Origin of the sequence: Pseudomonas sp. GD04015 (assembly GCF_029837675.1) — a bacterium.
Taxonomy (GTDB): domain Bacteria; phylum Pseudomonadota; class Gammaproteobacteria; order Pseudomonadales; family Pseudomonadaceae; genus Aquipseudomonas; species Aquipseudomonas paralcaligenes.
This window is the reverse complement of sequence record NZ_JAOEEE010000047.1, coordinates 15346-33707: the sequence shown is the minus strand read 5'-3', so window position 1 is coordinate 33707 and position 18362 is coordinate 15346. Positions and strand designations below refer to the sequence as shown.

Sequence of the window (18362 nt, the reverse complement as noted above, 5' to 3'; positions counted from 1 at the left end):
TCCTGACAGGCATGCGGGAAGAGGACGCTTGCGGTACGCTTGAAGGATCGTTTTGCCCCCATCAGCCGTCCAACACCTTGCCCTGACGCACCGAGGACTGGAGCTCCTTTGCATGACAGCACTGAATTCTCCTGACACCCGCCGCACCACCAGCTGGTCCGCCATATGGGTGCTGCCGCTGATAGCCTTGATGATCGGCGGCTGGCTCGCGTATCGCGCCTACAGCCAGGCGGGCATCGAGATTCAGATATTCTTCCCGGCTGGGGACGGCATCCAGGTCAACAAGACCGAGGTCATCTACAAAGGCATGTCGATCGGCAAGGTTGTCGGCATGGAGCTGGACGACGAGGGTGCCAACCGTGGCGTGCGTGTCACGGTGGAGATGGACAAGCGGGTCGAGCCGCACCTGCGCAGCAATACCCGCTTCTGGCTGGTGAAGCCCTCCGTGTCCCTGGCCGGCATCACCGGCCTGGAGACCCTGGTGTCCGGCAACTACATCACCGTCAGCCCCGGCGATGGGGAAGAGACCCGCAGGTTCGTGGCGCTGACCGAGCAGCCGCCCCTCTCCGACAGCGTTCCTGGCCTGCATCTCACCCTGAAGGCCGAGCGATTGGCTTCGATCAACCGCGACAGCCCGGTGTTCTACAAGCAGATTCAGGTCGGCCGGGTGAAGAGCTATCGGCTGGGTGAAGATCAGAGCACCGTCGAGATACAGATCTACATCCAGCCAGAGTTCGCCAGCCTGGTGCGCAAGCACACGCGCTTCTGGAACGCCAGCGGCGTGACCATCGATGCCGGTCTCTCCGGCGTCAAGGTGCGCACCGAGTCCCTGACCAGCATCGTCGCGGGCGGTATCGCCTTCGCCACGCCGGAACATCGCAAGGACAGCCCGCCCACCGATCCGAGTCTGCCCTTCCGCCTCTATGACGACTTCGATGCGGCCCAGGCCGGGATCAAGGCGGTGCTCAAGCTGCAGGACTTCGAGGGTGTCGAGGCGCGCACGCCGGTCATGTACAAGGGCATCCAGGTTGGCTCGGTCAAGACCGTGAAGATCGACGACGATCTGGCTTCTGCATCGCTCGACCTGGCGATGGACCCGCGTGCCGAGGATTACCTCACCGAGGGTGCCGAGTTCTGGGTGGTCAAGCCCTCTATCTCCTTGGCGGGCATCACCGGGTTGGAGGCGCTGGTCAAGGGCAACTACATCGCGCTCAAGCCCGGGGAGAAGGGCAAGCCGCCCATGCGCAACTTCGTGGCCCGAGCCAAGGCGCCGCCACTGGATATCGACGCGCCCGGCCTGCATCTGGTGCTGTTCGCCGACACGCTGGGATCGCTGGAAGTCGGCAGCCCGATCCTCTACCGCCAGGTCAAGGTCGGCACTATCCAGAGCTTCCAGTTCTCCCAGGATCGCAAGCGGGTCGTGCTGGGCGCCCATATCGAGCCGACCTACGCGAACTTGGTGAACAGCTCCACCCGTTTCTGGAACGCCAGCGGCGTGACATTGAAGGGCGGCATTTCCTCCGGGATCGAGGTGAAGAGCGAGTCGTTGCAGACCCTGCTCGCGGGCGGTGTCACCTTCGAGACGCCGGACACGAAGGCGCCGGTCAATCGCAAGATCCAGCGCTTCACCCTGCACGACGATCGCGAGGCGGCGCTGCAGGAAGGCGTGGCGATCCAGATCAAGGTGGCGAGCGGCGACGGTATCAATCCCGGCACGGCGATCCGTTTCAAGGGCATCGACGTGGGCAAGGTGGAGAGTGTCGAGCTGACCGACGATCTGCAGGCCGTGCTGCTCCATGCCCGTATCACCAAGGCGACTGGGCGTATCGCCGTGGTGGGCACCGAGTTCTGGGTGGTCAAGCCGGAGCTGGGCCTGGTGCGCACTGCCAATCTGGAGACCCTGGTCAGCGGCCAGTACATCGAGGTGCTGCCGGCGCCCAAGGCCGGCAAGGCGCAGAGCCTCTTCGAGATGCGCAAGCAGGCGCCCACCGTGGCGATTCGCGAGCAAGGGCTGCGCCTGGTGCTGAGCACGGCGCGCCGGGGCTCGATCAAGCCGGGTGTGGTGGTGAGTTACCGGGAGATCCCGGTGGGCAAGGTCACCGACTTCGAGCTGGGGCCCACCTCCGACCGGGTGCTGATCCATGTGCTGATCGAGCCGCGTTATGCGCCCCTGGTGCGCAGCGGCTCGCGCTTCTGGAACGCCAGTGGCATCGGCGTGGACGCCGGCCTGTTCAAGGGTGTGAAGGTGCGTACCGAATCCCTGGAGGCGCTGCTGGAGGGCGGCATCGCCTTCGCCACGCCGGACAACCCGGTCATGGGAGGTCCGGCCCAGCCCGGGCAGACCTTCGCGCTCAACGACGAGGTCAACGAGGAGTGGTTGAAGTGGGCGCCGAAGATAGTGCTGGAGAAGTAGTCGGATTCAGCTTGGCTTAAGTCGGCCTGGTTATCGTGGTCCCCGTCGAAACCCATTACTCCCGACGGAGAACGCACATGAACAAGCTGACTGCTCTTTTCGCCATCACTACCCTCGCCGCCACCGCCGGTATTGCCCAGGCCCGCGACCTCGGCCCGGACGAAGCCCTCAAGCTGCGCGACGCTGGCACCATCCAGAGCTTCGACAAGCTCAACGCCGCCGCCCTGGCCAAGCACCCCGGTGGCCAGGTCACCGAGACCGAGCTGGAAGAGGAATACGGCCGCTACATCTACCAGGTGGAAGTGCGCGACGCCCAGGGCGTGAAGTGGGATCTGGAGCTGGACGCCACCAATGGCCAGGTGCTGCAGGACCATCAGGACGATTGATCCAACCCGCCAGAAAAAGGCTGTCCCCCGTTACGTGTTGCGCGGTTAAGTCGCTCTATTCTGAGCAGCTGCAGCTGCCGGCCTGCGCGGGAATGACGGTCTTCGGAGGAGTTTCACCTCTACCTCGTCATCCCCGCGTAGGCGGGGATCCAGAAGGGGGCTCTACAACAAAGGGGACACAGCCAAGAAAAAGGCTATGTCCCCGTTAGTTGTTGCACGCCTTGTGGGAGCGGATTTATCCGCGAATTTCGCGGCCAATCGGAGTGCCGCCCAGCCGCTCCCACAAGAGCAGAATTGCGCCGCCAACACGTAACGGGTACATAGCCAGGAACAAGAAAAAGGGCCGCATGAGCGGCCCTTTTCGTTTGCGCAGCAGAATCAGGCCGGCTCGGCCTCTTCCTGCGCGGCTTTTGCCGTTTCGCGACGCTTGATGAATTTCCAGTCGGCCTCGTCGATATAGATGCCGCTGGGGCCGCTGCCACCTTCGAGGTCGATGGCCACGTGGGCCGAGACCTGCGGTTTCACCGAGGCGAGGATCGGCACGAAGCCCAGCTGCAGGCTGGTCTCGATCAGCGCCTGCTGGTTGCGTTCGTCGATATCCGCCGCCTCGTCGAGGTAGTAGGGCAGGCGCACCTTGCCGGCCTGCTCGCGGTCCATCAGGTGCAGCAGCAGGTACATGTTGGTCAGCGCCTTGATGGTCATGGTGGTGCCGTTGGAGGCGGCGCCGTCGATGTCGGTGTGCATCACCGGCTGGCCACCGACCTTGGTGATCTCGAAGGCCAGCTCGAACAGGTCCTTGAGTCCCAGCTGGTTGCCGCTGGCGGCCACCAGTCGCGACAGGTAGTCCTTGGCCTCCTCGTTCTTGGCGTCCTGATCGGCGCTCTGCGACAGGTCGAACACCGACAGGGTCTCGCCTTCCTCGTACTGGCCGGCGCTGTGGATGATCTGGTCGATGTGCTTGAGCGCGTCGCGGTTGGGCGCTAGGACGATGCGGAAGCTCTCCAGGTTGGAGACCTGGCGCTTGTTGATCTCGCGGTTGAACAGCGCCAGCTGGTGTTCCAGGTTGTCGTAGTCGCTGCGGATGTTGCGCAGGGTACGGGCGATGTCGGTGACCGCCGCGCGCCGGGCCTTGGCCAGGGTGAGGGCCTCGTCCTGGCGGTGCGCGTAGGCGTTGACCAGCAGGTGCAGGCGACGCTCCGGATCGTCCTCGCTGTCGAACTTGGCCACGCCCTTGAGGCGCACCTGGGCATACAGGGCGTCGATCTGGCCGTCGATGCGCTGCAGCGCCTGCCAGCTGTCCTGATAGTCGTTGAGCAGCGGCAGGAGGTTGTCCAGCGAGTCGTCCACCGGCTCCATGAAGGGCGTGCCGAAGGGCAGGTCGGCCGGCAGCAGTTGGCGACGGCGCAGGGCGTCCTCAAGGGTACGCTCCTTGGCTTCCAGATCGGCCAACTGGCGACCGACCAGCTGCAGCTTGGCGGAGAGTTGCTGCACGCGTTCGGTGAAGGCGTCCGACGCGCGCTTGAGTTCGTCCTGGGCGGCCTCGGCTTCGGCCAGCTGCTCCAGCTTGGCCGGCTCCTCGGCGCTCAGGGTCTGGCTGCGGCGGAAGTCTTCCAGGGCTTTCTGTGCATCCAGCACGCCCTGGTACAACTGCTCGGCCTGGGCCTTGCTCGCCGCGCGGTCGTTGGCCACGGCTTGCTGGGTCTTGAGTTGTTTCAGCTCGCGCTCCAGGCGGTCTTTCTGGTCGCGCAGGGCGGCGCGGTCGGCCAGCGCCTGCAGGGCCGGCGGCTCGATGTGGGAGAGGTCGATGGACAGGCCCGGCACGGCGAAGGTGTCGCCCTTGAAGCGATCCAGCACGGCCTCGACGGCCTTGATCCAGTCGTCGCCCTCGGCCTGGATGCCTTTCTCACCCAGCGGCAGGCTGAACAGCTGGCCGTTGAACAGGCGCATCAGGCGGTCGACGTCGGCCTGGCTGAACTCCTCGCGTAGACGCGAGTAGCTGTTGTTGTCGGCGTGGTCGAGCTGCTGCTTCACCGACTTCAGGCGTTTCTCCAGGTCGCGCAGGCGCTCGTCCAGGTCCTCGGCGGAGAACTGGCGCGACTGGGCCAGGGCGCCGGCCAGTTCGTCGTGGGCGTCCTTGGCAGTGAGCAGTTGCTCTTCCAGAATCTTGGCGTCCGTGACGAGGGCGAAGCGGTTCTTCAGCACCGCCAGTTCGCCCAGCCAGCGCTGGATCTCGCTGATCTCGCGCTCCAGGCGCATCAGCTCGGCGGTGCCGCCACGCTGTTCGTTCTGCAGGCCGTCCTGTTCGCGCTTGTAGTGCTCGGCCTGGATCACCAGCTCTTCCTTACGCGCGCCGGAATAGTCCTGCCAGGCGCCCAGCAGGTTATCCAGCAGCGGCGACAGGCGATGCAGCTTGCCGCGCAGCAGTTCGCGCTGGCTGACACCTGAAGCCAGTGCCTCGACCAGCGGGCCGGCGGCGACCAGCGCCTGGTAGTCCTGCTCCATGCGGCGCACGTCGCGGAAGGCTTCTTCGGTGGCGGCGATGTAGTCGACGCTGCCGGAGCGCAGGCTGTGTTCGAAGGCGTCGAGGAACAGCTGCTTGAGCTTCGCCGCGGTGATCTCGCGCATGTGCAGCAGGTTGATGAACAGCGCGCGGAAGGTCTTCAGGCTCTGCTCGCTGGTGGAGCGCAGCGGGATCAGGGTCAGGTCCAGCGGGATGCTGGTGTGGCCGCCGACCAGCAGGCGGCGCAGTTCCTCAGGCTTCAGTTCGTAGGCGACGATGCCGGCCTGGCCGAGGTTCTTGAACAGTTCGCGCTGGCGCAGGCAGGTGCCGTCCTGCTGGTAGTGGGCCAGGTCCAGTTCACCCTGGTAGGCGAAGAACTGGTGGCCGAAGCCGCCACCGGGGCCGCGACCGGCCACGCCGATCACGTGTGGGCCGTGGGGCAGGGCGACTTCGACCAGGATGTAGCTGGTGTCGCTGGCGAAGTAGAACTTGCGCGACTGCTCCAGGCTGTACTTGCCGAAGCTCATGTCCGACATGCGCGCGAGGATCGGGAACTGCAGCGCATTGATCGACGCCGACTTGCCCAGGTTGTTGGCGCCATAGACCGACAGCGGGTTCTCCAGGGGGAAGATGCCGAGGCTGTAGCCGGCGGTGTTCAACAGGGCGAAGCGGCGGATGCCGTAGCGTTCCTGGCTCATGCGTCGATCTCCTGGGCATCACGTTCTTCGGCCATGGCGCGGGCCAGGGCGTCTTCCTCGGATTCTTCCGGCGTCTCGGCGAGCGGCTCGATACGCACGATGTCTTCTTCGGCCTCGTCGGCCACCAGTTCGGGCGTCGGCAGCGGCAGGTTGCTGTGCAGGCTGGCCGCCAGGTCGCGGTCCTGCTGCACCGACAGGCACACGTCGAGGAAGCGGTGCATGGGCGCGAGGAAACGGTACACGCCGTTTTCCTCGCCGGCGAAGCCGAGCTGGGTGAGGCGGCGCATGACCTTCTCTTCCAGTTCATCCTGGGTGGTGACTTCGGCCTGGAGGAACAGGTCCTTGTATTTCTCCAGCAGCGGCGGCAGCTCGTCGCGGCCCAGGCTGCCGCCGTCGAGCACGGCCAGCGGGTCGCGGCCCTGGTCGGCCAGGTGCTCGACCAGGATGAAGGTGAACAGCGCCAGGCGCTGGGCGGTCTTGTTGACCTGCGCGCCCATCTGTTCCGGCACGAAGTAATAGAAGCCGCGGCTGTCGCAGACCAGTTCGTAGCCGAGCGATTTGAACAGGGCGCGATACTGGTCCTGCAGGTTGGACAGCTGGGTGTACAGCTCCGGGCTGCTGCGGCTGATGTGGTAGCCCTTGAACAGCTCGCGGAAGATCGGTGCCAGCTGGGTGAGTTCTTTCAGATCGATGTTCATGCAGTGGTCCCGGCCGGCTTGATCAGGGCGTAGGAGCTCAGGCTGACCTGATGCTCGCGGGTGAGGTAGTCGCGGCGTTCGAGGCGCTCGCGCTGGAAGCGGCCGTCGCGCGACAGGCGCGAGAACCAGTAGAGGAGTTCGTCGGTGGCACCGTCCGGCTCCTGTTCCAGCAGCCAGACCATCAGGTCCGGCAGCGGCAGGGCCTGTTCGCAGCGCTCGATCATCTCGCGGGCGGTGCGCGGCGCGCGTGGCGGCTCTCCTTTGCGGCTGCTGCTGGCGCGGGGGAACTGGGTCGGCTTGGGTTCGAAGCGGGCCAGGGCGTAGACGTAGCTCTCGACCTGGCTGGCGGTGCCGAGGAAGGTGCTCTGCGGCCGGGTGAACAGCGGCATCGCGGCCTGTGGCAGGGCGTCCAGGCCTTTCTTGCGGATCACCGACAGGGCCAGCGCCGCGCCACGGGTCACGGCGTTGTGCCGGCGCGCTTCCTCGCGCAGCGGCAGCAGCAGCTCGCGGGCCTTGCGCAGGGTGAGCTGGGCGACGGTCTGCATTTCCAGGATGCGCGCGTGGGTGCGCAGCAGCAGGTCGTCGTCGACCAGTTGGCCGAGGCGCTGCTGCTCGCCGAGCAGGCGCAGCAGCACCTGTTCGACGCGACGCACGCCCTGCTCGAAGGCGCCGTCGGCGGAGACCAGCTGGATCATCGGCTCAACGTACTCGTCCCAGGTCGCCAGCACCTCGGCGTAGCGCTGGCGCAGGGGAATCTGCCGGTCGCTGGTCTTGGCCCGCTCGGCCACGCCGATCAGGGCCTGTTCGTCGTTGGCCAGTTTCTTCAACACGTCGCGCACGCGCATGTCGAGCAGGCGCAGCTGGCGCGCCAGGTCGTTGCCGTCGCGTACCTCGAAGGCGTCCTGGATATAGCCGGCCAGGCGCTCCAGATGGCGCAGGTAGGCCTCGATCTCCAGGCACAGGCCGAGGCGGTGCTCGCGGCGGAGGTAGGCGAGGAAGTCGTGGATCTGCGCGTTCAGCTCGAAGCGGTTGGGACTCTTGGCCACCGGCACCAGGATGTCCAGGCGGATCCACTGGTCGAGCAGGGCGGTGATGTCGGCGGGGCTGCCTTCGGGCAGCTGTGCGCCAAGCTGGTTGCGCAGCTCGACCAGGCTCAGGGTGCCGGTGTCGAAGCGCTCGCACAGCGGTTCGAGCAGCGTCCAGTGCTCGGCGAGGGCGCGCAGTACGCGCTTGGGATCGATCATCGCGGCGCCGGCTCCATGGGCTGAAAAGGCGCGATTGTAGCGCATCGGCCCGGCCGCGATAGTTGCGCCCGTCATCTCCCCGTCACCTGCGGGCGACATGCTGTGTAACCGGCGCGCTGGTCGAAAAATAGCCATCGCTCTTTCGATATTCGCCGGTTGCCGGCACAATTCGCGTCCCTTTTTTCCAGGGGGGCTGAAGCCTCCCTTCGTCGACCTTGCCGGGGCCACGAGATGATCAAGACGCCGTACTACCTCATCGACAAACAGAAGCTGCTGGCCAACCTGGAGAAGATCGCCTACGTGCGCGAGCATTCCGGGGCCAAGGCCCTGCTGGCGCTCAAGTGTTTCGCCACCTGGTCGGTGTTCGATCTGATGCAGCAGTACATGGACGGCACCACGTCTTCATCCCTCTACGAGCTGAAGCTGGGCCGGCAGAAGTTCCAGGGCGAGACCCATGCCTACAGCGTGGGCTGGGCCGATGACGAGATCGAGGAGATGGTCGCCAACTGCGACAAGATCATCTTCAACTCGATCAGCCAGCTGGAGCGCTTCGAGGCGGCCACCGAGGGCACCATCCGCGGTCTGCGCGTCAATCCGCAGGTGAGCAGCTCCGACTACCTGCTGGCCGACCCGGCGCGTCCGTTCAGCCGCCTGGGCGAGTGGGACGCGGAGAAGATCGCGCCGGTGATGGGCAAGATCAGCGGCTTCATGTTCCACAACAATTGCGAGAATGGCAGCTTCGAGCTGTTCGACAAGATGCTGACCACCATCGAGGAGCGCTTCGGCCACCTGCTCGAACAGGTCGACTGGGTCAGCCTCGGCGGCGGCATCCACTTCACCGGCGAGGGCTATCCGCTCGATGCGTTCTGCGCGCGGCTGAAGTCCTTCTCCGACAAGTACGGCGTGCAGGTCTACCTGGAGCCGGGCGAAGCGGCGATCACCCTGAGCGCGTCGCTGGAAGTGACCGTGCTCGACACCCTGTACAACGGCAAGCACCTCGCGGTAGTCGACAGCTCGATCGAAGCGCACATGCTCGATCTGCTGATCTACCGCCTCAACGCCAAGATGGCGCCCAACGACGGCGACCACACCTGGATGGTGTGCGGCAAGTCCTGTCTGGCCGGCGACATCTTCGGCGAGTACCAGTTCGATCGTCCGCTGGCCATCGGCGATCGTCTGTCGTTCATCGACGCGGCAGGTTACACCATGGTCAAGAAAAACTGGTTCAACGGCCTGAAAATGCCGTCCATCGTGGTGAAGCAGCTCGACGGCAGCGTCGAGGTGGTTCGCGAATTCACTTTTGACGATTACCTATCCAGCCTTTCTTGAGCGCTGGTGAAGTAGGGAGAGATAACGAGTTGAAGAAGAATGTCCTGATCATTGGTGCAGGAGGTGTTGCCAAGGTGGTGGCCCACAAGTGCGCGCAACACAATGACGAGCTAGGTCGCATTGCAATTGCGTCGCGCAACATCTCCAAATGCCAGGCCATCATCGACAGCGTGCAGGCCAAAGGCAGCCTGAAGCAGCCCGCGGATATCCGGGCCTACGCGCTGAACGCCCTGGACGTGGAAGCGACCAAGGCTCTGATCCGCGAAACCGAATCGCAGATCGTCATCAACGTCGGTTCGGCGTTCCTCAACATGTCCGTCCTGCGCGCCTGCATCGACACCGGCGCCGCCTACCTGGACACCGCCATCCACGAAGATCCGAGCAAGATCTGCGAAACCCCGCCGTGGTACGGCAACTACGAGTGGAAGCACCTGGCCGAGTGCCAGGAGAAGGGCGTGACCGCCATTCTCGGCGTCGGTTTCGACCCGGGCGTGGTCAATGCCTATGCCGCGCTGGCGCAGCAACAGTACTTCGACAAGATCGAGTCGATCGACATCCTCGACGTCAACGCCGGTTCCCACGGCAAGTACTTCGCCACCAACTTCGACCCGGAAATCAATTTCCGCGAATTCACCGGCACGGTCTATAGCTGGCAGAACGGCCAGTGGACCAGCAACGGCATGTTCGAGGTCAAGCGCACCGACGACCTGCCCGTGGTCGGCGTGCAGAACCTGTACCTGACTGGCCATGACGAGGTGCACTCGCTGTCCAGGCACCTCGACGTGCCGAACGTGCGCTTCTGGATGAGCTTCGGCGACCACTACATCAACGTCTTCACCGTGCTGAAGAACCTCGGCCTGCTCTCCGAGCAGCCGGTCAGGACCGCCGAGGGCCTCGACGTGGTGCCGCTCAAGGTGGTCAAGGCCGTGCTGCCCGACCCCGCCTCGCTGGCGCCGGGCTACACCGGCAAGACCTGCATCGGCGACCTGGTCAAGGGCAGCAAGGATGGCCAGCCGCGTGAGCTGTTCATCTACAACGTGGCCGACCATGAGGAAGCCTTCGCCGAGACCGACAGCCAGGGCATCTCCTACACCGCCGGCGTGCCGCCGGTCGCCGCTGCCCTGCTGGTGGCGCGTGGCGAGTGGGATGCGCAGCGCATGGTCAACGTCGAGGAGCTGCCGGCCGAGCCGTTCCTCAAGCTGCTGGATGTGATGGGCCTGCCCACCCGCATCAAGGACGAGCACGGCGACCGCCCCTGGGATCAGTCTCTCTGATTCCCGACCGAGGCCCGCCAATCGGCGGGCCTCGCCTTTTCCGGCCTAGGCGTCGGGCATCAGCTTCTGTCTGAAGAAGGCGAGGATTTCGTCACGCGCGGCACGTGTCGGCTGGCCGGCCTCGTCGATCAGGTGAACGGTCACCACGCTGTGGGGCGACTGCACGACCTTCTCGAAGAATTCCGGCACCTCGCGGTTGGCGGCGCTGTCGGGCAGCACGCGGGCGATGAAGCGTTCCCCCAGGGCGCGCTCGTAGGCGGCGAAGCGCTGCGCCTGGCAGAAGCGGTCGCCGGCGAAGCGGTAGGCCAGGACGTCCAGGCCTTCACGGTCGAGGCGCGCCTTCACCGTGGCGAGTTCCTCGTCGCCGATCTCCAGCCCTGCCGGGTCGTCCACCGGCAGCGACGGCTGGGCCAGGACCGGGGCCAGCAGTGCCGGTTCGAGCATCATGCTCAGGGCGAAGTTGCCGGAGAAGCACATGCCGATCGCGCCTACCCCGGGGCCGCCGCATTCCGTGTGGGCCAGCCGCGCCAGGGCGCGCAGCCAGTGCGTGACCGGGCTGGCGCCGGCGCCGGCGAAGGCGTGGAATTCGGCGCTGACGCAGATCTTGCGGAAGATCGTCTGGGTCGCCTCCAGGCTGGAGGGGTCGCCATCGCGGCCATACAGCGAGGGCATGTACACGGTGAAGCCGGCCTCGCGGACCCAGCGGGCGAAGCGCGCCACGTGCGGACTGATGCCGGGCAGTTCCGGCATCACGATCACCGCCGGGCCGCTGCCGCTGACCTGCACCACCTTGGTGGTGCCGTCGAGGGTGATGGCGCGCGGGGTGAAGTCTTCGAGCGGGTCGAACTCATCGAGCGTTCTGGGGGGCATGGCTGGCTTTCCTGTCGTGGGAGCAGGCTTGAATTTGGCGGTGAAAATGGGTTTGCTTGAAGTGTCCGTTTCGACATCTTTCGGGCTTTATCAGTCAATGTACGATTTCACCCTCATCGTCCTGCCGGGGGCCTTCGCTTCGGCGGTCAGCGGCACGCTGGACATCCTCGCCTGCGCCGCCAGCCTGGCGCGCCGGGTCGGCTGCGCCGCCCCACGCTGGCGGGTGTGTTCGAGCATTGCCTCGGTGCCGCTCAGCAGCGGCCTGCGTATCGAGGCCCAGGCCTTGCTCGAGGCCGGGGAGGGTGACGCTTCGGTCTGGCTGCTGCCGGGGCTCGGCATGACCGACGCCGAGACCATCGCCACGCGCCTGGCGCAGGCGGACGCTGTGGCGGTCGGCCGCGCCCTGCGCGCTCATGCCGCGGGCGGTGGCACGATTGCCGCGGCCTGCTCGTCGGTGTTTCTGCTGCAGGAAGCCGGATTGCTGGCGGGCCGGCGGGCGACCACGACCTGGTGGCTGGGGGGCCTGCTGCAGAGCCGCGCGCCCGATTGCCGGGTGGAGGTCGCCCAGGTGCTGGTGGTCGATGGCGAGCTGCTGACGGCCGGGGCGGCCTTCGCCTACGTGGACCTGGCCCTGCACCTGCTGCGTTGCCGGTTCAGCCCGGCGTTGGCGGAGGCCGTCTCGCGGGTGCTGTTGATCGACGGCCGGCAATCGCAGGCGCGCTACGTCGACCCGGCCTTGCTGGCTGGTGGCAACGAACTGGTCGCCAGCCTGGTGGCGCGCTTCGAGGCCGCTTTGCCGAATCCGCCGAGTGTCAGTGAACTGGCGGCGGAGCGAGCGATGTCCAGCCGCACCCTCGCGCGTCATGTGCGCAAGGCTACCGGGGGCAGTGTTTCGGCTTTGCTGCAGGGGGTGCGGATCAACCGGGCGCGGCTGCTGCTGGAGAGCACCCGGTTGTCGGTGGAGCAGGTGGCGGAGCAGGTCGGCTACGCCGATACCTCGGCGTTGCGCCGGCTCATGCGCAAGGTGGCACGTGGCACGCCGAGCCAGTTTCGCCAGGCGGTCGGCCAGGTGCATGGAGGCGACGGCGCGTAGAGATCGTCTTCCCGCGCTTTCCGCGCCGGGTATTTCACGCGACAATTGCCGGTATCATGCGACGCCCTGACGGGCAACCGGTCGCGATCCCCATCAAGCTGCCGCACCCGATGCCTTCGGGTGGGGCGCGCATGCGCAAGTGGAGGGCGTGTGATTCCCGAGCTACGCCGACGTGCCTACCTCGATGCTATGCAGGTCGCCAGCTGGCTGCCGCGCACCGCGTTGCCCTTTGCCGCGCCGTCGCGGCTGGAGTTGCTCGAACCGCCGCCGCCTGAACCGGTGGTTGTCGAGACGCCTACAGAGCAGGTCACGCCTGCTGCGACAGGTGCGCGCGAGGCGCCGGTGCCGACTCCTGTCGAGCGCCCGAAGATCGAGATTCCGCGGCCGGGGAGCCAGGTTCGCCAACAGGCCGAGCCGATAGCCGAAGCGATCGTCGAGGAACAGCCGCCGCGAATCGTCCAGCCATTGCCGCGCTTCGCCCTGCAGCTGCTGCGCGCCGGTGACTGCGCGCTGTTGGTCGAACTGGCCACTGGCGAGCCCTTCCAGAGCCGCGACCCCTCTTATCTATTGCTCAAGGACCTGTTGCGTGCCGCCGGCCTGCCGGATGCCCCGCAGCAGGTCGGCGATGGCTCGCCGATCCGCTGGCCGCTGCTCACTCGCGGCAACATGGACCAGGGCCCGGATGCCGCCCGCGACTACGTGCAGGGCGTGCTCGCCGGCCAGCTGGAGGTCGAGCCCTGCCGCTGCCTGTGGCTGATCGGCCTGCCCGCCGTGCGCTTCGCCGGCGAGGCGGATGAGCAAGCCTACAACCGCGAGCTGCAGGTCGAGGGCCTGGGCGCTGCTTGGGCGCTGCCGAGCCTGGAGCTGCTGATGGATGAGCCCGAGCGCAAGGCCGAGCTGTGGCGCGCCATGCGTCGGGTGATGCCGCGCTGGAAGCAGCCGGTATGAGCGGTACCATCAGCTTCCGCCCGATGAGCGAGGCGGACCTGGACCGCGTGGTGCAGATCGAGAACGCCGCTTTCAGTCATCCCTGGAGCCGCAACCTGTTCGCCGACGGCCTCAAGTCCTACGACTGCTGGGTGATGTTCGAGGGTGAGGAGCAGGTAGGCCACGGCATCATCCAGGTGATCCTCGACGAGGCGCACCTGCTCAACATCACTGTGCGCCCGCAGAGCCAGGGCAAGGGCCTGGGCCTGCAATTGCTCGAGCACCTGATGCGTCGCGCCATGGCGCTCAGGGCCGGCGAATGCTTCCTCGAAGTGCGCGCCAGCAACCAGGGCGCCTACCGACTGTACGAGCGCTACGGTTTCAACGAAATCGGCCGGCGCCGCGACTACTACCCGGCCCCCGGCGGGCGCGAAGACGCCCTGGTGATGGCCTGCACCCTGATCGACTGACGAGGCGGAACATGAGCGATCTGCAGCACCTGTTCGACAACAACGCGCGCTGGGCCGAATCGATCACCGAGAAGGACCCGGACTTCTTCGTCAAGCTGGCCAAGCAGCAGACTCCCGAGTTCCTGTGGATCGGCTGTTCGGACGCCCGGGTGCCGGCCAACGAGATCGTCGGCCTGCTGCCGGGCGACATCTTCGTCCACCGCAACGTCGCCAACGTGGTGCTGCACACTGACCTCAATTGCCTGTCAGTGGTCCAGTACGCGGTCGACGTGCTCAAGGTGAAACACATCCTGGTCACCGGCCACTACGGCTGCGGCGGTGTGCGCGCGGCCATGCAGGACCGCCAGTTCGGTCTGATCGATGGCTGGCTGCGTTCGATCCGCGACCTCTACTACGAGCACCGCGAGCACCTCGCCCAGTTCGCCAGCGAAGAGGAGCGGGTGGACCGCCTGTGCGAACTGAACGTGATCCAGCAGGTGGCCAACGTCGGCCACACCACCATCGTGCAGAACGCCTGGCACCGTGGCCAGCAACTGGCTGTACATGGCTGCATCTACGGCATCAAGGACGGCCGCTGGAAGAACCTCAACGTCACCGTCAGCGGCTTGGAACAGCTGCCACCGCAATACCGCCTGCGCCCTCTCGGCGAATCCTGAGTGAGTCGCGCCGCGCTGCTGGCCTGGGTCGGCCTGGCCCTGGCGAGCCTGTTCTGGGCGGGCAACTCCCTGGTGGCGCGCGCCTTCACCGGCATCATCCCGCCATTCTCCCTGGCGTTCTGGCGCTGGGCCCTGGCGCTGGCGATCCTGCTGCCGCTGGTCGGGCCATCGCTCTGGCAGCACCGTCACGTTCTTCGCCGGGCGGGATGGCGGTTGTGGTTCGCCGCGCTGCTGGCCATCACGCTCTACAACGGCCTGCTCTATACCGCAGCGCAGACCACGGTGGCGATCAACATCAGCCTGGTCAGCACCTGCCTGCCGCTGGCCACCTTCCTCGGCGCCGGGCTGCTGCTCGGCGAGTGGCCGGCACGACGAGCCTGGGCCGGTCTGATCCTGGCGCTGTGCGGTCTGCTCTGGCTGATCGGCCGTGGCGACTGGCAGGTGCTGGCCAGCCTCTCCTTCGCCCAGGGCGATCTGTTGATGGTGCTGGCGACGCTCGATTGGGCGCTGTACTCGTTGCTGCTGCGCCGCTGGAGCGCACACTTCCAGCTGCCGCCCTTCACCCTGCTCGGAGCGCTGGTCCTGATCGGCCTGCCAATGCTGGCGCCGCTCTATGCCTGGGAGTTGTGGCAGGGAGCGCGCTTCGAGCCGAACCTCCCCAACCTCGCCGCCATCGGCTACACGGCCCTGTTCGCCTCGGTGCTGGCTTACCAGCTATGGAACATCGGCCTGCGCGAACTGGGCCCGGCACGCACCGCGATGAGCAACTACCTGATGCCCGTGTTCACCGCCATCCTCGGCTGGCTGCTGCTGGGGGAGGGGCTGCAACCCTACCATTGGGCGGGTGGTGCGTTGATCGTCAGCGGGTTGCTGCTGGCCGGGCGGGCGCAGACCCGCTAGCTTGATCAGGGCGTGGTGATCTGCAGCCCGCTCAGGGCCAGCTTGACGAACACCCACCAGCCGACGGCGCTCAGCACGCCCAGCACCGAGTAACCGACCACGATGCCCAGGGCAATCTGCTTCCACAGCCCCGCATAGTTGGAGCCTTGCGTAAGGGGGCGATGCAGCGGCACGTCGCGCTCGGCGCGGATTCTCGAAGTCGTCTCTCATGGTGGTGTCCGAAGTGTCTGGGCGATGGGTTCAAGCCGGTAGAGGGGGCATTCGCTGCGAATGCTCAACCGAAATGGACGACTTTGGGAAGGGGAGTTTGGATGTCATGCGGACGAGGAGGCTATCTCATCAGCCCCATAAATGACAAAGGGCTAGCCGAAGCTAACCCTTTGAAATGTATGGTGGCTACACCGGGACTTGAACCTGGGACATCAGCATTATGAATGCTGCGCTCTAACCGACTGAGCTATGTAGCCGAGTGGCGCGCATTATTCTCTTGTCGATTTGTGCTGTCAACCCCGTTCGGCGGACAAAGTGGCGCGTTATCAAGCGCTTAGGCGTGAGCGAGATTCGTCAGTGCCCAGGCGCTTCCCGGGTGGCGAGCCAGCACAGCAGGGAGCCGCCGGTAACCATTGCCACGCCCTGCCAGAACGCCGATGTCAGTTGGGTGTCGAGCCAGACCATGGCGAACAGGGCCGACAGCACCGGGGTGAAGTACGAGGCGCTCGCCATCAGGGTGAGGTTGCCGCGCAGGACGCCGACGTTCCACAGGGCGTAGCCGCCGGCCATCGCGGCGGCGGCGGCGAGCAGTTCGAGGCTGGCGGGGAAGCTGAAGCTCAGCGCCTGGCGGTCGCTGAAGGCGTACTGCAGCCACAGTGTCGCTGCCACCAGCAGGAAGAACAGGACCACGCCGTTGCGCCCGTTCGCGTAGCGCTTGGTGACGTTGCAGTAGACGCCCCAGATCACCGCGCCGGCGAAGGCCAGGCCGTAGCTCAGGGGATTGCTGGAGACGTTGGCCAGGGTCTGCTGCAGGGAGATGGCCTGGTCGCCGCTGACCACCCAGGCGATGCCGGTGAGGGCCAGAGCGATGCCCGGGATTATCGGCCAGCGCGCCGGCTGGCCGTTCATGACGATGGCCAGGATGATGGTGAAGCAGGGCCACAGGTAATTGATGATGCTGATCTCGATGGCCTGCGCACGGTTGTGGGCGAAGCCCAGGGAGAGCGACAGGCAGAGTTCGTAGGCGACGAACAGCAGGCTGCCCAGCACCAGGTAGATGCGCGGGAAGCCGCGCAGGCGCGGGCGGCCGAGCAGGGGCAGCAACAGCAGGGCGCCGACCGTGTAGATCAGTGCGGCGCCGCCGATGGCGCCGAAGTGTTCGCTGACGCCGCGGATCAGCCCGACGATAGTGCTCCACAGGACGATGGCGCCGAGGCCGCAGAGGGTGGCCGCGTTGGGGCCGAGGGAAGGGGACATCGCTACTCCGAACTGCACGCGGGGGAGCGGGCCGTCGGCCCGCCGGGCGCGAGTCTAGCGCAGCGTCATTGCAGGGTCAGCTGTTCGCCGCGCTCCTGCTGCCAGTCTTCCAGGCTGGGCGCGGCGTGGTCGCCCGCCATGCGGTGGATGATCTCGAAGTAGTCCTGCTTGAACGGGTCGCGCATGACCTGTTCGCGGTTGCGTACGCGCACCGCGTAGATGCTCTGCACGTTCTGGTGGTCGAAGGCGCGCCACTGCTGCTGCTCCTTGAGCAGGGTGTAGCGATGGTCTTCGAGCGCGTCGATCAGCCTTTCGCTGTCCAGGCTGCCGCTGCGGCGCACGGCGTCGGCCCATTGCAGGACGATGGCGTAGGCCGAGGCGCTGGTGCTGCCCGGGTATTCGCGGTGCTCGTCGATGTAGCGCTGGACGAAGCGCTCGCCGGTCGCGTTGCCTTCCTGGCGCGGCAGGTCCCAGGTCCAGGCCTCGGTGCCGATCACACCTTCCATCACCAGCGGGCCGCTCTGCTGCACCACGCTCTTGGTCAGGTTCGGCACGATCACCTGCATGCGCTGCTTGAGGCCCATGTTGTGGATCATGCGCATGCTGCGCTGCAGGTTGTCGCCGAGCAGCACCAGTACCAGCATGTCCGCGTCGCTGTCGGCCGCCTTGCGCAGGGCCGCCTGGTACTGATCGCGGCGCACCAGGCCGGTGGGCAGCGCGGTGCGGCCGTGGCGCGCGCGGTCGCTGCTGCCGGTGGCCTGGCGTAGCGCGTTTTCCATGCTGCGGCCCCAGGCGTCGTCGATCAGGATGTAGTGGTAGCGCCGGCGCGGCATGTGCCAGGCCAGGTATTCGCCAAGCACGCGGGCGCTCATCCAGGCGCTGTTGGATTCGCGGAACAGGTAGCGGTGGCCCTGGCTGCCGGTGACGTCGTTGGCGTAGCTCAGGGTGGCGAAGTAGAGCAGGCCGCGCTCGCGGGCGCGCTGGCCGGCGGCGATGGCTTCCTCGCTGGTCGCCCCGCCGAACACCATGCGCGCGCCGGCGTCGGCGAAGCGGTCGACGTTGTCGCGGGCCTGCTCGGCGCGCGAGGCGGTGTTCTCGCCGAGCAGTTCCAGCGGCCTGCCGAGCACGCCGCCGCTGCGGTTCACCTCGTCCACCGCCAGCAGCGCGCCGCGCCTCAGCTCCAGCCCCTCGTCCCGGTAGTTGCCGGTGCGCGGGTAGTTCAGGCCGATCTTCACGCTGTCGGCCAGGGCGGGCCCGGCGAGCAGGGCGCCGAGCAGCAGGCCGGTGAGCAGGCGGGGCATGGTGTCACTCCTTGTCGATCACGAGCCGCCTTTTTAGGGAGCCCGCCGCCTTGGCACCATTGGTCCTTGTGCCGAAGTGCCTGCGACTTAGGGCGCGTTACCGCTCTTTCGGCCAAGCCGTTTGCGACCAAGGAAT

At 66.3% G+C, this 18362-nt stretch carries 16 protein-coding genes and 1 tRNA gene; 9 read left to right on the top strand and 8 right to left on the bottom strand.

The window, feature by feature from the left end; all coding sequences use genetic code 11:
* Positions 1-112 precede the first annotated feature (112 nt).
* Together N7640_RS23795 and N7640_RS23790 are read left to right on the top strand one after the other, a co-directional pair.
* A complete protein-coding gene (locus N7640_RS23795) occupies positions 113-2413 on the top strand; it encodes an MlaD family protein (RefSeq protein ID WP_279903836.1) in 2301 nt (766 codons plus the stop codon).
* A gap of 77 nt (positions 2414-2490) precedes the next feature.
* A complete protein-coding gene (locus N7640_RS23790; protein WP_142135567.1) occupies positions 2491-2799 on the top strand; it encodes a PepSY domain-containing protein in 309 nt (102 codons plus the stop codon).
* A gap of 378 nt (positions 2800-3177) precedes the next feature.
* Here N7640_RS23790 and mksF read toward each other — a convergent pair whose 3' ends face one another.
* From mksF to mksB, 3 genes are read right to left on the bottom strand one after another with little or no spacing between them, the layout of a single operon-like run.
* Positions 3178-5997, bottom strand: coding sequence for an Mks condensin complex protein MksF (gene mksF / locus N7640_RS23785; protein WP_279903835.1), 2820 nt, complete (start codon positions 5995-5997; stop codon positions 3178-3180).
* The gene (gene mksE, locus N7640_RS23780; RefSeq protein ID WP_279903833.1) at positions 5994-6695 is read right to left on the bottom strand and encodes an Mks condensin complex protein MksE; all 702 of its coding nucleotides are present in this window, start codon (positions 6693-6695) and stop codon (positions 5994-5996) included. The genes mksF and mksE overlap by 4 nt, the downstream gene beginning before the upstream one ends.
* On the bottom strand, positions 6692-7939 hold the full coding sequence (gene mksB, locus N7640_RS23775; RefSeq protein WP_220813135.1) for an Mks condensin complex protein MksB: 1248 nt from the start codon (positions 7937-7939) through the stop codon (positions 6692-6694). Before mksB ends, mksE begins: the two co-directional genes overlap by 4 nt.
* A gap of 231 nt (positions 7940-8170) precedes the next feature.
* Here mksB and N7640_RS23770 point away from each other — a divergent pair, with 231 nt between their 5' ends.
* Both N7640_RS23770 and N7640_RS23765 read left to right on the top strand, forming a co-directional pair.
* Entirely contained in the window at positions 8171-9268 is a 1098-nt protein-coding gene (locus tag N7640_RS23770) for a carboxynorspermidine decarboxylase (protein WP_279903831.1), read from the top strand.
* A gap of 29 nt (positions 9269-9297) precedes the next feature.
* The gene (locus tag N7640_RS23765) at positions 9298-10542 is read left to right on the top strand and encodes a saccharopine dehydrogenase family protein (protein WP_279903830.1); all 1245 of its coding nucleotides are present in this window, start codon (positions 9298-9300) and stop codon (positions 10540-10542) included.
* 45 nt (positions 10543-10587) lie between these two features.
* Here N7640_RS23765 and N7640_RS23760 read toward each other — a convergent pair whose 3' ends face one another.
* Positions 10588-11412: a dienelactone hydrolase family protein gene (locus tag N7640_RS23760; RefSeq protein WP_279903829.1), complete on the bottom strand. Its 825-nt coding sequence runs from the start codon at positions 11410-11412 to the stop codon at positions 10588-10590.
* A gap of 97 nt (positions 11413-11509) precedes the next feature.
* On the opposite strand from N7640_RS23760, the gene N7640_RS23755 reads away from it, so the two are divergent.
* From N7640_RS23755 to N7640_RS23735, 5 genes are all read left to right on the top strand, one after another.
* On the top strand, positions 11510-12505 hold the full coding sequence (locus N7640_RS23755; protein ID WP_279903827.1) for a helix-turn-helix domain-containing protein: 996 nt from the start codon (positions 11510-11512) through the stop codon (positions 12503-12505).
* A gap of 150 nt (positions 12506-12655) precedes the next feature.
* Complete coding sequence (locus N7640_RS23750) at positions 12656-13453, top strand: energy transducer TonB (RefSeq protein ID WP_279903826.1); 798 nt, start codon at positions 12656-12658, stop codon at positions 13451-13453.
* Positions 13450-13902 (top strand): ribosomal protein S18-alanine N-acetyltransferase, encoded by a 453-nt coding sequence (gene rimI, locus N7640_RS23745; RefSeq protein ID WP_279903825.1) that lies wholly within the window; start codon positions 13450-13452, stop codon positions 13900-13902. The genes N7640_RS23750 and rimI overlap by 4 nt, the downstream gene beginning before the upstream one ends.
* Positions 13903-13913: 11 nt before the next feature.
* Positions 13914-14558: a carbonate dehydratase gene (gene can / locus N7640_RS23740; RefSeq protein WP_220813128.1), complete on the top strand. Its 645-nt coding sequence runs from the start codon at positions 13914-13916 to the stop codon at positions 14556-14558.
* Positions 14559-15458 (top strand): DMT family transporter, encoded by a 900-nt coding sequence (locus tag N7640_RS23735; RefSeq protein WP_279903824.1) that lies wholly within the window; start codon positions 14559-14561, stop codon positions 15456-15458. It begins immediately after the preceding gene.
* 5 nt (positions 15459-15463) lie between these two features.
* On the opposite strand, the gene N7640_RS23730 is transcribed toward N7640_RS23735, so the two are convergent.
* The 4 genes from N7640_RS23730 to N7640_RS23715 all read right to left on the bottom strand — a co-directional run bounded on the left by N7640_RS23730 (position 15464) and on the right by N7640_RS23715 (position 18226).
* Complete coding sequence (locus tag N7640_RS23730) at positions 15464-15631, bottom strand: hypothetical protein (protein ID WP_279903823.1); 168 nt, start codon at positions 15629-15631, stop codon at positions 15464-15466.
* 217 nt (positions 15632-15848) lie between these two features.
* Positions 15849-15925 (bottom strand) — tRNA-Met (locus N7640_RS23725).
* A 97-nt stretch (positions 15926-16022) separates the two neighbouring features.
* A complete protein-coding gene (gene yddG / locus N7640_RS23720) occupies positions 16023-16925 on the bottom strand; it encodes an aromatic amino acid DMT transporter YddG (RefSeq protein WP_279903822.1) in 903 nt (300 codons plus the stop codon).
* 65 nt (positions 16926-16990) lie between these two features.
* Entirely contained in the window at positions 16991-18226 is a 1236-nt protein-coding gene (locus N7640_RS23715; RefSeq protein ID WP_279903821.1) for an ABC transporter substrate-binding protein, read from the bottom strand.
* Positions 18227-18362 lie beyond the last annotated feature (136 nt).

Coding starts and splice junctions, on each gene's coding strand:
- N7640_RS23795 (WP_279903836.1), top strand. CDS start 113: ATGACAGCACTGAATTCTCCTGACACCCGCCGCACCACCAGCTGGTCC.
- mksB (WP_220813135.1), bottom strand. CDS start 7,939: ATGATCGATCCCAAGCGCGTACTGCGCGCCCTCGCCGAGCACTGGACG.
- N7640_RS23770 (WP_279903831.1), top strand. CDS start 8,171: ATGATCAAGACGCCGTACTACCTCATCGACAAACAGAAGCTGCTGGCC.
- N7640_RS23715 (WP_279903821.1), bottom strand. CDS start 18,226: ATGCCCCGCCTGCTCACCGGCCTGCTGCTCGGCGCCCTGCTCGCCGGG.
- N7640_RS23790 (WP_142135567.1), top strand. CDS start 2,491: ATGAACAAGCTGACTGCTCTTTTCGCCATCACTACCCTCGCCGCCACC.
- rimI (WP_279903825.1), top strand. CDS start 13,450: ATGAGCGGTACCATCAGCTTCCGCCCGATGAGCGAGGCGGACCTGGAC.
- mksE (WP_279903833.1), bottom strand. CDS start 6,695: ATGAACATCGATCTGAAAGAACTCACCCAGCTGGCACCGATCTTCCGC.
- yddG (WP_279903822.1), bottom strand. CDS start 16,925: ATGTCCCCTTCCCTCGGCCCCAACGCGGCCACCCTCTGCGGCCTCGGC.
- N7640_RS23760 (WP_279903829.1), bottom strand. CDS start 11,412: ATGCCCCCCAGAACGCTCGATGAGTTCGACCCGCTCGAAGACTTCACC.
- N7640_RS23755 (WP_279903827.1), top strand. CDS start 11,510: ATGTACGATTTCACCCTCATCGTCCTGCCGGGGGCCTTCGCTTCGGCG.
- can (WP_220813128.1), top strand. CDS start 13,914: ATGAGCGATCTGCAGCACCTGTTCGACAACAACGCGCGCTGGGCCGAA.
- mksF (WP_279903835.1), bottom strand. CDS start 5,997: ATGAGCCAGGAACGCTACGGCATCCGCCGCTTCGCCCTGTTGAACACC.